Source organism: Reyranella sp. (assembly GCF_965249915.1).
GTDB lineage: Bacteria > Pseudomonadota > Alphaproteobacteria > Reyranellales > Reyranellaceae > Reyranella.
Window position 1 is genome coordinate 5,030,282 of sequence record NZ_OZ252257.1, and the last position, 12,739, is coordinate 5,043,020.

General features: G+C 67.6%; 9 protein-coding genes. 8 read left to right on the forward strand and 1 reads right to left on the reverse strand.

From position 1 onward, the window contains the following. The 6 genes from ACP15H_RS24770 (at position 1) to purT (ending at position 9,169) form a co-directional block, all read left to right on the forward strand. Entirely contained in the window at positions 1-891 is an 891-nt protein-coding gene (locus ACP15H_RS24770; protein ID WP_425068794.1) for a MurR/RpiR family transcriptional regulator, read from the forward strand. Further along, a complete protein-coding gene (locus tag ACP15H_RS24775; RefSeq protein WP_425068795.1) occupies positions 888-2,219 on the forward strand; it encodes an aspartate aminotransferase family protein in 1,332 nt (443 codons plus the stop codon). Before ACP15H_RS24770 ends, ACP15H_RS24775 begins: the two co-directional genes overlap by 4 nt. A 156-nt stretch (positions 2,220-2,375) precedes the next feature. Next, entirely contained in the window at positions 2,376-3,587 is a 1,212-nt protein-coding gene (locus tag ACP15H_RS24780; RefSeq protein ID WP_425068796.1) for an efflux RND transporter periplasmic adaptor subunit, read from the forward strand. Further along, on the forward strand, positions 3,584-6,730 hold the full coding sequence (locus ACP15H_RS24785; RefSeq protein ID WP_425068797.1) for an efflux RND transporter permease subunit: 3,147 nt from the start codon (positions 3,584-3,586) through the stop codon (positions 6,728-6,730). The genes ACP15H_RS24780 and ACP15H_RS24785 overlap by 4 nt, the downstream gene beginning before the upstream one ends. A 261-nt stretch (positions 6,731-6,991) precedes the next feature. Next, on the forward strand, positions 6,992-7,915 hold the full coding sequence (locus tag ACP15H_RS24790) for an IS110 family transposase (protein WP_425068798.1): 924 nt from the start codon (positions 6,992-6,994) through the stop codon (positions 7,913-7,915). A 63-nt stretch (positions 7,916-7,978) separates the two neighbouring features. After that, a complete protein-coding gene (purT, locus tag ACP15H_RS24795) occupies positions 7,979-9,169 on the forward strand; it encodes a formate-dependent phosphoribosylglycinamide formyltransferase (protein WP_425068799.1) in 1,191 nt (396 codons plus the stop codon). Positions 9,170-9,259: 90 nt separating this feature from the next. Here purT and purH read toward each other — a convergent pair whose 3' ends face one another. Next, the gene (gene purH / locus ACP15H_RS24800) at positions 9,260-10,873 is read right to left on the reverse strand and encodes a bifunctional phosphoribosylaminoimidazolecarboxamide formyltransferase/IMP cyclohydrolase (RefSeq protein WP_425068800.1); all 1,614 of its coding nucleotides are present in this window, start codon (positions 10,871-10,873) and stop codon (positions 9,260-9,262) included. An 82-nt stretch (positions 10,874-10,955) separates the two neighbouring features. Between purH and ACP15H_RS24805 the strand changes: the two genes are divergently transcribed. Next, positions 10,956-12,251, forward strand: a complete 1,296-nt coding sequence (locus ACP15H_RS24805; RefSeq protein ID WP_425068801.1) for an NAD(P)H-binding protein — start codon at positions 10,956-10,958, stop codon at positions 12,249-12,251. Next, a complete protein-coding gene (locus ACP15H_RS24810) occupies positions 12,248-12,733 on the forward strand; it encodes a DUF2269 family protein (protein WP_425068802.1) in 486 nt (161 codons plus the stop codon). The genes ACP15H_RS24805 and ACP15H_RS24810 overlap by 4 nt, the downstream gene beginning before the upstream one ends. Positions 12,734-12,739 lie beyond the last annotated feature (6 nt).

A 12,739-nucleotide genomic window follows, 5' to 3' on the forward strand; every position in this document is an offset into this window, starting at 1 on the left:
ATGACCGGCGGGCCTCTGAGCGCATCGATCGTCGAGGCCTACGAGCTGTTGTCGCCGCAACTCAAGATCGCGGCGCGCTACATGCTCGACCGGCCCGACGACGTCGCCCTGCTTTCGATGCGCGAGCAGGCGCGGCGCGCCGGCGTGCCGGCCGCGACCATGACGCGGCTGGCCAAGCGGCTGGGACTCGACGGCTATGACGAGGTCCGCGCGCTCTATGCCGGTGCGGTGCGGGCGGGGTCGCTGGGCTTCGCGGGCAAGGCCGGGGCCCAGGTCGAGGTGCAGGGCCTTCACGGCGAGCGCGCGCTGGCGGCCGACATGGCGCGCTCCCTATCGCGGCAGATCGCGCAATTGGCCGAACCCGACTCGCTGGAACGGCTGGCGGTTGCCGCCGGCCATCTTCACGCGGCCCGTCGCGTCTACTGCCTCGGCCTGCGCTCCTGCCACGCGGCGGCCTGGCACTTCCACTACATGCTGTCGCTGCTGGGCGACAAAACCGTGATGCTCGACGATGCCGGCGGCACCGGCCTCGACGCCATCCGCGACGCCGGGCCCGACGACGTGCTGCTGGCTGCCAGCGTCGAGCCCTATGCCCGTGCCGCGATCGAGGCGGCGCACTACGCCACGGCCGCCGGCGTGCCGCTGGTGGCGATCACCGACAGCGAAGTCTCGCCGCTCGCCGCGCGGGCCACCGCCACGCTCCTGGTGGCAACAGACAGCCCCTCGTTCTTCCACACCATGACGCCGCTGCTGGCGGTCGCCGAAATCCTCGCCGCACTGGTGGCGGGAGCCGGCGGCAACCGGGCGCTCGAAGCACTCGAGCGCACCGAAGCGCAGCTTTCGGCCTTCGGCGTCCACCTGCCCCGTCGTCTCCCCCGGAAAAGACCATGACCCATATCCTGCATCGTCAGATCGGCTCGTCCCTTCCCGTCGCCGCCAGCGGCTCGGGCATCGAAATCGTCGACAGCACCGGCAAGCGCTACCTCGACGCCTCGGGCGGCGCGGCCGTGTCGTGCCTCGGCCACGGCCATCCCGCGGTGACCGCGGCGCTGCACGAGCAGCTCGACAGGCTCGCCTATGCCCATACCGGCTTCTTCACGACCGACGTTGCCGAAAAACTCGGCGACCGGCTGATCGAGGATGCGCCCAAGGGTCTCGGCCACGTCTATCTGGTGAGCGGCGGTTCGGAGGCGGTCGAGGCCTCGCTCAAGATGGCGCGCCAGTACTTCACCGAGCGCGGCGAGACGGGACGCCGCCACGTCATCGCGCGGCGGCAGAGCTATCACGGCAACACGCTGGGCGCGCTGGCGGCCGGCGGCAATGCGTGGCGGCGTGCGCCGTTCTCGCCGCTGCTGATCGAGACGCATCACATCGATCCCTGCTTCGCCTATCGCTTCCAGCAGCCGGGCGAGTCCGACGAGGCCTATGGGCTGCGGGCCGCCGACCTGCTGGAGGAGAAGATCCTCGAGCTGGGGGCCGGCACGGTGATGGCCTTCGTCGCGGAGACCGTGGTCGGTGCGACCTCGGGCGCGGTGCCGCCGGCGCCGGGCTACTTCAAGCGCATCCGCGAGATCTGCGACCGCCACGGCGTCCTGCTGATCCTCGACGAGGTGATGTGCGGCATGGGCCGCACGGGCACGCTGCACGCCTGCGAGCAGGAAGGCATCGCGCCCGACCTGATGACCATCGCCAAGGGTCTGGGCGGCGGCTACGAGCCGATCGGCGCGGTGCTCCTGGGCAAGCATATCTACGAGACCTTCGCCAAGGGCAGCGGCTTCTTCCAGCACGGCCATACCTACATGGGACATCCCATGGCCTGCGCGGCGGGCCTTGCCGTGCAGGAGACGATCCGGCGCGACCATCTTCTCGCCAACGTGAAGGCGATGGGCGCGCTCCTGCAGCGCCGGCTGGGCGAGCGCTTCGGCAATCATCCGCATGTCGGCGACATTCGCGGCCGCGGTCTCTTCCAAGCGGTCGAGCTGGTCGAGGATCGCTCGACGAAGGAGCCGTTCGATCCTTCGCTCAAGCTCCACGCGAAGGTGAAGAAGGCAGCGATGGCGCGCGGCCTCATGGTCTATCCGATGGGCGGCACGATCGACGGCCAGCGCGGCGACCATGTCCTTCTGGCCCCGCCCTTCATCGTGACCGCGGAACAGATCGGCGACATCGTCGATCGTCTCGGCAGCGCAATCGACGACGCGCTCGCGCAGGGCAGGTGACGAAGCTTTCTGCCGCGACGGCGGAACGTTTGGCGTAGCACGCCGTTTCCCCCGGCGCTCCTGCGCCCGCAAGCTGAGTTGCTCCGGGTCGGAGACACCTGCGACAGGGGGACGTCTTCTTGACCTCGGCTACGCTCACCGTGAAGTCCTAGCCAGATGGCCGTGAAGGTCCCAACGGCGCGTGTCGCGGTGCTGGCGATCGTCGTGGTCGCGGTCGTCGCCGCGGCGGTCTCCTGGTTTGCCCTGCGCGATCCGAAGGCGCCGCCGGTCACCGCCGCGCCGCCGCCGCCGGAAGTCGGCGTGCTCCAGCTCACGACAGCCGACGTGCCGCTGCCCCTGCGCTATGCCGGCCGTGTGTCGGGCTTCCGCGTCGTCGAGATACGCTCGCAGGTGGGCGGCATCCTGCAGAAGCGGGAGTTCACCGACGGCGAGCCGGTGAAGGCGGGCCAGGTGCTGTTCCGCATCGATCCGCGCAGCTTCGAGGCCTCGCTGGCGCGCGCCAAGGCGCAGATGGCCCAGGCCCAGGCGACGCTCACTCAGGCGACCGAAAACTTCGCCCGCGTCGAAGGCCTCGCGGCCCGTCAGGTCTCGACACAGAAGGCGCTGGAAGATGCGACGGCGGCGCGTGAACAATCCACGGCGGCCCTGGCGTCCGCCAAGGCGGACGTGCAGACCGCCGAACTCGATCTCGAATATACGGTGATCAAGGCGCCGATCGCCGGTCTCACCAGCATCGAGGCCTCGCCCCCGGAAGGCACGCTGGTCCAGCCGCAGCAGACGCTGTTGACCAGGATCACCCAGCTCGATCCCGCCTATGTCTATTTCACCACGACCGATGGTGAACTGCGGGAACTCAAGGAGATCAACGCAACGCGGGCCCGGCCGCTGACCGAGAGCGACGTCACCGTGAAGCTGCGGTTCGGCAATGGCGACCTCTATCCGCTGGACGGCCGGGTGGACACCAGTTCCGGCATCGTCGATCCGCGCACCGGCACGGTTCAGATCCGCGCGGTCTTCCCCAACGAGGAGCGCGGCCTGCTGCCCGGTCAGTTCGTCCGGGTCGACATCCTCGGCGTCACCATGCCGAACGCGATCCTGGTGCCGCAGACGGCGATCGTTCAGGGGCCGCAGGGAGCGGCCGTCTACGTGATCGAAGCCAATGACGTGGCGCAGCTGCGCCCGGTCAAGCTCGACCGCGAGGTCGAGCGGGGCTGGATCGTGAAGAGCGGCCTGAAGGCGGGCGAAAAGGTGGTCATCGACGGGGTGATCCGCGTGCGGCCCGGCATGAAGGTGAAGCCGATGGCGCCCACGACACCGGCGACGACCGCGCCTGCGACTGTTCCTGCCGGGTCCGGGACAAGACCGTGATCTCCAAGTTCTTCATCGACAGGCCGGTCTTCGCGAGCGTCCTGTCGATCGTCATCGTGCTGGCCGGGCTCGTCGCCATGCGCGCGCTCCCGATCTCTCAGTATCCGCAGATCGTGCCGCCCGACGTGGTGGTGACGGCGAGCTACCCCGGCGCCACCGCCGAGACCATCGCCTCGACCGTGGCGGCGCCGCTGGAACAGCAGATCAACGGCGTCGAACGCATGATCTACATGCGCTCGACTTCGACCGGCTCGGGCACGATGAGCCTCACCATCAGCTTCGAGATCGGCACTGATCCAGACCAGAACGCCATCAACGTCAACAATCGCGTCCAGCGTGCGCTGCCGCTCCTGCCGGCGGAGGTGGCGCGTCAGGGCGTCGTGGTCCAGAAGCGCTCCTCGTCTATCCTTATGGTGATGGCCATGTCGTCGCCGGACCGGCGCTACGACACGGTGTTCATCAGCAACTACGCGCTGGTGAACGTGATCGACGAGCTGCGCCGCCTGCCGGGCGTCGGCGACGCCGCCCTGTTCGGGGCCTCGGACTATTCGATGCGCATCTGGCTGCGGCCCGACAAGCTCGCGCAATACAATCTGACGCCGGGCGAGGTCGCGGCGGTCGTGCGCGAGCAGAACTCGCAGTTCGCCGCCGGCCGATTCGGCGAGGAGCCGATGAAGAACCCGCAGGCGTTCACCTATTCGGTGACGACGCCGCCGCGGTTGGTCGATCCCACGCAGTTCGAGAACATCATCATCCGCTCCGACGAGATCGGCGGGGCGCTGCGCCTGAAGGACGTGGCGAGGGTCGAGCTGGGCGCGCTGACCTACGGCTTCTCGGCGATCTTCAACGGGGCGCCCGCGGTCCCGATCGGCGTCTATCTGCAGCCCGGTGCCAATGCGCTGGAGGTCGCCCGCTCGGTCAACGAGACCATGCAGCGCATTTCCAAGCGCTTCCCCGACGGGCTGCGCTACGACGTGCCGTTCAACACCACGCGCTTCGTGGAGGTGTCGATCGACGAGGTGGTCATCACCTTCATCGAGGCGATCGTCCTCGTGGTGCTGGTCGTCTTCCTCTTTCTGCAGAGCGTCCGCGCGATGATCATCCCGGTGATCGCCATCCCGGTGTCGATCATCGGCACCTTCGCCGGCATGTATCTGCTGGGCTTCTCCATCAACCTGCTCACCCTGTTCGGACTGGTGCTGGCGATCGGCATCGTGGTCGACGACGCGATCGTGGTGCTGGAGAATGTCGAGCGGATCATGACCACGCAGGGCAAGAGCCCGCGCGACGCCGCGATCCAGGCGATGCAGGAGGTGACGGGCCCGGTCATCGCCATCGTCCTGGTCCTCTGCGCGGTGTTCATTCCCGTCTCCTTCCTGGGCGGGCTGGCCGGCGAACTGTACCGCCAGTTCGCGGTGACGATCGCCGTTTCGGTGGTGATCTCGGGCATCGTGGCGCTCACGCTGACGCCCGCGCTGGCGGCGCTGATCCTGAAGCCGGGCCACGAAAAGCCGTGGTGGCCCTTCGCCAGGTTCAACAAGGGCTTCGACTGGGTGACCGAGCGCTACACCGGCGGCGTGTCGTTCCTGTTGAAGCGCACGGTGCTGGGGCTGGCGGGCTTCGCCCTCCTCCTCGGCGCGACCGTGTTCCTGTTCCAGCGCGTGCCGGGCGGGCTCGTGCCCAACGAGGACCAGGGCTACGTCTTCCTGGTGACCGCCCTGCCACCCGCCGCTTCGCTGACGCGCACGCGCGAGGTCACGGCCAAGGCCACCGAGGAGCTGGGCAAGAACCCGGCGGTGGCCAACGTCGTCACCTTCTCCGGCTTCGATCTCCTGTCGGGCGCGCAGAAGACCAACTCGGGCGTCTCCTTCGTCACCTTGAAGGATTGGTCGGAGCGCAAGGAGCCGGCACAGGATGCGCGCAATCTCGCCCCATCGTTCGCCGCCCTGAACGCCCATTTCCGCGACGGCGTGGTGATCGGCTTCAATCCGCCGCCCATCCAGGGCATGAGCACGACCGGCGGCTTCGAATTCTACTTGCAGGACCGGTCCGGCGGCTCGCTGGCGAGCCTCGCGGAGGCCGCCAACAAGGTCGTGCAGGCCGCCGCCAAGCGGCCCGAGCTCACGGGCGTCTCCACCACCTTCACGACCGGCGTGCCGCAGTACCGGATCGACGTCGACCGCGACAAGGCCAAGGCGATCGGCATCCCGATCAACTCGATCTTCGACACGATGCAGAGTTCGTTCGGCAGCCTCTACGTCAACGACTTCACTTTGTTTGGTCGCACCTATCGCGTCAGCCTGTCGTCCGAGCCCGACTTCCGCGAGAAGCCGGACGATCTGCGCCAGGTCTTCGTGAAGTCCGACAGGAACGTGATGGTGCCGCTCAACGAGCTGGTGACGGTGACGCGCATCGTCGGCCCCGACACGGTCGACCGCTTCAACATCTTCCCCGCGGCCAAGATCCTGGGCAATCCGGCGCCGGACTATTCGTCGGGCCAGGCGATCGCGGCCATGCAGCAGGTCGTGGCCGAGACCCTGCCCGCCGACTACACGATCGGCTGGACCGGCTCGGCCTATCAGGAGCTGGCGAGCCAGGGCGCCGGCAGCCTCGGCTTCGTGTTCGGCCTCGTCATGGTGTTCCTGATCCTGGCGGCACAGTACGAGCGCTGGTCGCTGCCGCTCGCCGTCATCACCGCCGTGCCCTTCGCCGTGTTCGGTGCGCTGTTGGCGGTCTGGATCCGGGGCCTGGAGAACGACGTCTATTTCCAGATCGGCCTGATCACGCTGATCGGCCTCGCCGCCAAGAACGCCATTCTGATCGTCGAGTTCGCCTCGCAGCGCTACCAGCAGGGCCTCTCCGCCTACGATGCGGCGATGGAAGCGGCGAAGCTGCGCTTCCGGCCGATCGTCATGACCTCGCTCGCCTTCATCCTGGGCGTGGTGCCCCTGGCCATCAGCAGCGGCGCCGGGTCGGCCAGCCGCCATTCGATCGGCACCGGCGTGATCGGCGGCATGCTGGCCGCCACCTTCGTCGCCATCCTGTTCGTCCCGCTCTTCTTCCGTCTGCTGACCCGGAAGAAGAAGCCGGAGCCGGACGAAGCAAAGCCAGCCGCACTCCCTCATCCTGAGGAGCCGCGCTAAGCGCGGCGTCTCGAAGGATGGGCAACAAACCCGGTGCTCGTGCCCACCCTTCGAGACGCGCTCCTGCGGAGCGCTCCTTGTATCAAGACACGGCCGCGCCGGCGTAGAGTTGCAGGTGCGGTCTCGGTGGAGAGCCCGCAGGCTCCTGGGGCCTCCAAGCCCGTCCCTGAGCTCGGCGCCTCCACCGTTGATTTTGTGATCCCGAACGGTCGCCTGGGCCGAACCGCGAGCCCGCATGCGCAAGGATGGGAGCCAAGATCCATGTTCGTAGGTATCGATGTGGCGAAAGAGCGCCTGGATGTTCATGTGCGCCCCGCCGGCGAGGCCTTCACCGTTGCCCGCAACGGAGAAGGCATCGAGGACCTGATTGGGCGGCTGAGTAAAATGGCACCTGCTCTGATCGTGCTCGAAGCAACCGGTGGCTTCGAGACGATCGTGGCGGCAGGCCTGGGCGCGGCGGGCCTGCCCGTGGCGGTCGTCAATCCACGGCAGATCCGAGACTTCGCCCGGGCCACCGCACGGCTGGCCAAGACCGATGCGCTGGATGCCGCTGTCATCGCCCACTTCGCCGAGGCGGTGAACCCACCGGCGCGACCGCTCGCTGACGAGCAGTCCAGACTGTTGGGCGAACTGATGGCCCGCCGCCGTCAGCTCGTCGAGATGATCGGGGCCGAGAGCAATCGCCGGCGCATGCTCACAGTTCGACGCACCCTCAAGAGCGTCGATCGCGTGCTTGCCACCTTGAAGGCCCAGCTCGAACAGATCGACGACGACATCGACACCGCCGTCCGGGGAACACCGACCTGGCGGGAAGCGGAGGACCTTCTGATCAGCGTTCCCGGCATCGGGCCCAGGATCGCCCGCACCCTGATCGCCGAACTGCCTGAACTGGGCCGTCTCGGCCGACGCGAGATTGCTTCCCTGACCGGCGTCGCCCCGTTCAATCGCGACAGCGGCACCTTGCGTGGCCGCCGTACCATCGCGGGAGGACGACCCGTCGTACGGGCTGCCCTCTACATGAGCATCCTCGTCTCCATCCGCCGCAAGCTGCCCTTGGCGCTGACCTATCATCGCCTGCGCGCCGCAGGAAAGCCGGCAAAGGTCGCCATCGGCGCTTGCATGCGCAAGCTCGTGACCATCCTCAACGCCATCCTCAGGGACAGAAAACAATGGGCAAACGCTTGACCAACACGACGGTCGCTCAGGGTGAGGTTGGTGTCGGTAAAGCCGACGCGATATCATCGCCCGATGAAGATCAAGAAATTCGGCACGCCGCTAAAACCCTCCGCGATCAAGCTCATGATGCTGGGCTCGGGTGAGCTCGGGAAAGAAGTCGTCATCGAGGCGATGCGCTTCGGCATCGAGGTCATTGCCTGCGATCGCTATGAGGACGCGCCGGCCATGCTGGTCGCCAACAGCGCCTACGTGTTCGACATGCGCGACGGCGAGGCGCTGCGCCATGTCGTCGAGACGGTGAAGCCCGACTTCATCGTGCCCGAGATCGAGGCCATCGCCACCGATACGCTGGTCGAGCTGGAGAAGGAGGGCTGGACCGTCATCCCGACGGCGCGCGCCGCCCAGCTCACCATGGACCGCCGCGGCATCCGCAAGCTCGCGGCCGAGAAGCTCAAGCTGCCGACCTCGCCCTATCGCTTTGCCGCCAGCCTCGAGGAGCTGCAGGCCGGCGCCGACGCCGTGGGCTTTCCCTGCTTCATCAAGCCCACCATGTCGTCGTCCGGCCATGGCCAGAGCGTCGCGCGCAAGCCCGCCGACATCGCCAGGAGCTGGAAGATCGCGATGGAGGGCACGCGCGCCAGCACCGGGCTGGTGATCGTCGAGGGCGCCATCGACTTCGATTACGAGATCACCCTGCTCACCGTGCGCCACGAGGGCGGCTTCGGCTTCTGCGAACCGATCGGTCATATCCAGGTCGACGGCGACTATCGCGAGAGCTGGCAGCCGCATGCCATGTCGAAGCCGGCGCTGCGCAAGGCGCGCGACATCGCGAAGAAGGTCGTGAACGCGCTGTGCGGCGCCAGGGGCCGCGGCCTGTTCGGCGTCGAGATGTTCGTGAAGGGCGACAAGGTCTGGTTCTCCGAATTGTCGCCGCGCCCGCACGACACCGGCATGGTCACGATGGTCTCGCAGAACATGAGCGAGATGGAACTGCATGTCCGCGCCATCCTCGGCCTGCCGATCCCCGAGATCACCTGCCAACCCGGCGCCTCGGTGCCCGTCCTCGGTGACGGCACCATAGAGGACCCGACCTATACCGGCATCGCCAAGGCGCTCGCCGCATCGGGCACGTCCATCCGCATCTTCGGCAAGCCCGAGGTGAAGGGCCACCGCCGCATGGCCGTCACGCTCGCCACCGGCCGCACCGTCAAGGACGCGCGCCGCAAGGCGATGGCGTCGGCGAAGCAGATCAAGGTCGGGTAGTCATTGGAGCGCGCCACTCCAGTGGCGCTCAAGAGCCGTCGCTAAGGCATGAGAAGAGCGCCACTGGAGTGGCGCGCTCCGTTGAGACGCTCAGTGTCGGAAGTGCCGCATCCCGGTGAAGACCATCGCGAGGCCCTTTTCGTCGGCCGCGTCGATCACTTCCTTGTCGCGCATCGAGCCGCCCGGCTGGATGATCGCCGTGGCGCCCGCCTCGGCCGCCGCCAACAGACCGTCGGCGAAGGGGAAGAAGGCGTCCGAAGCGACGACGCTGCCGACCGCCGGGCTGACCTTCAGGCCCGCCGCCTCGCCTGACTCGGCGGCACGGATGGCGGCGATGCGTGAGGAGTCGCGGCGGTTCATCTGGCCCGCGCCGACGCCCACCGTGGCGCCGTCCTTGGCGTAGACGATGGCGTTCGACTTCACGTGCTTGCAGACGGTGAAGGCGAACAGGAGATCGTCGAGTTCCTTCGCGGTCGGCGAGCGCTTGGTCACGACCTTGAGGTCGGCCTTGGTGAGATGGCCGTTGTCGCGCGTCTGGAAGAGATAGCCGCCGGCCACGCTCTTCAGCGTCATGCCGGCCGTGGTCGGATCGGGCAGGGCGCCGGCCAGCAGCACGCGCACGTTCTTCTTGGTGGCGAGAATGGCCAGCGCTTCCGGCGTCGCGTCGGGCGCGATCACCACTTCAAGGAAGAGCTTCACCAGCTCGGCCGCGACCCTGGCCTCCAGCGTGCGGTTCAGCGCAACGATGCCGCCGAAGATCGAGACGGGATCGCAGGCATAGGCCTTCTGGTAGGCGGTGAACTGGTCGGGATCGACCGCCACGCCGCAGGGATTGGCGTGCTTCACGACGACGATGGCCGATTCGGCAAACTCCGCCACGCACTCATAGGCCGATTCGGTGTCGCCGATATTGTTGTAGGACAGCTCCTTGCCCTGGACCATGCGCGCCGTGGCGACGCCCGGCCGCTTGCTGCCGTCGCTGTAGAAGGCCGCCTTCTGGTGCGGGTTCTCGCCGTAGCGCAGGGTCTGCACCCTCTCGGCCGACAGGGTCAGCCGCTCGGGGAAGGTCTCGCCCTGTTGGCCGGCGAACCAGTTGGCGATCGCCGAATCGTAGGACGCCGTGCGGGCATAGGCCTTGGCCGCCAGCGTGCGGCGCAGCGCCAGGGTCGTGGCGCCCTTGTGGGCGTCGAGCTCCTGCAGCACCGAGGCATAGTCCTTGGGATCGACCACGATGGTCACGAAGTCGTGGTTCTTGGCCGAGGCGCGGATCAGCGCCGGGCCGCCGATGTCGATGTTCTCGACGCAGGTCGGGAAATCGGCGCCGCGCGCGACCGTGGCCTCGAACGGGTAGAGGTTCACCACCACCAGATCGATGCCCGCGATCCTGTGGTCGCTCATCGCCTTCTGGTGCCCGGCGTCGGTGCGGCGGGCGAGGATGCCGCCATGGATCGAGGGCTGCAGCGTCTTCACGCGCCCGTCCATGATCTCGGGGAAACCGGTGTGATCGCTGACCTCGACGACCTTGAGGCCGGCGTCGCGCAGCGACTTGGCCGACCCGCCGGTCGAGAGGATTTCCACCCCGTGCGCCGCCAGCGCCTTGCCCAGCTCGACCAGGCCCTCCTTGTCGGAAACGGAGATCAACGCGCGCTGGATGCGGGCCAGGTCGGGCGTGGGCGAGGGGACGTACTGGGTCGAGGCGGACATGGCCGGTCTTTTAGCGCGGGCCGCCGTGGATCGCCATGCCGCCCGCCGCGCCAGAGCGGCGCGGTTTTGCTAGGGTCCCGCCGTGAGAATTCTGCTGACCGGCGCCAACGGATTTATAGGCAGCCAGCTTCTGGCCGGCCTTCGGGCAAGGGGCCACGAAATGGTGGCCGCCGTTCGCGATCCGGCGGCTTTCCGCCGCAAGTGGCCGGGTGTCGAGACCTTGGGCGTGAACTTCAATCGCGACACCCGTCCCGAGGCCTGGCGGTCCCGGTTGGCCGGGGCCGACGCCGTCATCAATTGCGCCGGTGTGCTGCATGGCGGGCGAGGGCAGGACATCGAAGCCATTCACGCGATCGCGCCGATTGCGTTGTTTGACGCCTGCGCGGCGGCTGAGATCCGCCGCGTGGTGCAGGTTTCGGCCATCAGCGCCGACGACGAGGCCGGCACGGAGTATTCGGTGACCAAGAAGCGGGCCGACGATCACCTCCGGACGTTACCTCTCGACTGGACCGTCCTGCGTCCGTCGCTCGTCTACGGCGAAGGAAGCTATGGGGGCACGTCGGCGGTGCGTGGACTCGCGGGATTGCCTGGCATCACTCCGCTAGTCGGTGACGGTTCGGCGGCGTTTCGACCGATCCATATCGACGATCTGGTCGAGACGGTGGCGCGTGTCGTGGAGACCGATCGGTTTGCGCGACAGACGCTCGAACCCGTCGGGCCTGAAGTGGTGACCTTGCGTGGCCTGATCGAGAAGTATCGGTCCTGGCTCGGCCTCGCGCCTGTTCCCACTCTCACCATCCCGATGCCCGTGATGCGCGTCGCTGCGGGCATCGCCGATCTAGCGGGCGGCGGCCCGCTCGGCACGGCGAGCCTGCGCCAGCTCGAGGTCGGCAACGCGGGGAGAGAGCCGGCCACGGCCTTCGCCGACAAGATCGGCTTCACGCCGCGCCGCATGGACGACATGCTGGCGCGTCGGCCGGCGCAGACCCAGGATCTCTGGCACGCCCGTCTCTACTTTCTGCGGCCGCTGTTGCGAGCGGTGCTGATCCTGCTTTGGATCGGCTCGGCCCTCGCCGGCGTGCTGGCGCCCGTCGCTTCCTACGCCATGGTGGATGCCGCGTTTTCGAGCCTCGGTCTGCCGTCGCGGCCGCTGGCGCTCGCCTTCTCGGGCGTGGACCTGCTGATTGCCGGGGCGTTGCTGGTTCGCTGGCGGCCACACTGGATGGCGGCGATCCAGGTGGCCGTCGTCGCTGGCTATACGATCCTGCTGACCGTGCTGGCGCCGGCTCTGTGGCTCGAACCGTTCGGGGCCTTGCTGAAGAACCTGCCCATCCTCGCGCTGATCGGCGTCTGGATGGTCCTGGAGGAGGAACGGTGATCCTGAGCATCGATTCCTATCTCTGGATGAAGTGGGCGCATATCCTCAGCAGTACCGTGTTGTTCGGGACGGGGATCGGCACGGCTTTCCAGATGTGGTCCGCGCATCTGCGCGGCGACGTCCGCGGCATCGCCATCGTGACGCGTAACGTCGTCCTGGCCGATTGGCTGTTCACGCTGCCGGCGGGCATCCTGCAGCCGATCACCGGCCTGGCGCTTGCGATGCAGAGTGGCCTCGATCCCATGGCGTCCTGGCTCGTCGTGACCTACGCGCTCTACGTTCTCGCCTTCGTCTGCTGGGTGCCGGTCGTCGTGCTGCAGATCCGCGCACGTGATCTTGCGGCGCATGCGGTCGCGACGGGCGAGCCTCTGCCGCCCGACTATTACAGTGCCATGCGGGTCTGGTTCATCCTGGGATGGCCCGCGTTCGCCGCGCTGATCGTCATCTATCTGCTGATGGTCGCCAAAGCCGACCTGTGGTGACGACGG

Bases quoted from the DNA above. Each gene is read 5' to 3' on its own strand.
- purT (WP_425068799.1), top strand. From the start codon at position 7,979: ATGAAGATCAAGAAATTCGGCACGCCGCTAAAACCCTCCGCGATCAAG.
- ACP15H_RS24780 (WP_425068796.1), top strand. From the start codon at position 2,376: ATGGCCGTGAAGGTCCCAACGGCGCGTGTCGCGGTGCTGGCGATCGTC.
- ACP15H_RS24770 (WP_425068794.1), top strand. From the start codon at position 1: ATGACCGGCGGGCCTCTGAGCGCATCGATCGTCGAGGCCTACGAGCTG.
- purH (WP_425068800.1), bottom strand. From the start codon at position 10,873: ATGTCCGCCTCGACCCAGTACGTCCCCTCGCCCACGCCCGACCTGGCC.
- ACP15H_RS24790 (WP_425068798.1), top strand. From the start codon at position 6,992: ATGTTCGTAGGTATCGATGTGGCGAAAGAGCGCCTGGATGTTCATGTG.
- ACP15H_RS24775 (WP_425068795.1), top strand. From the start codon at position 888: ATGACCCATATCCTGCATCGTCAGATCGGCTCGTCCCTTCCCGTCGCC.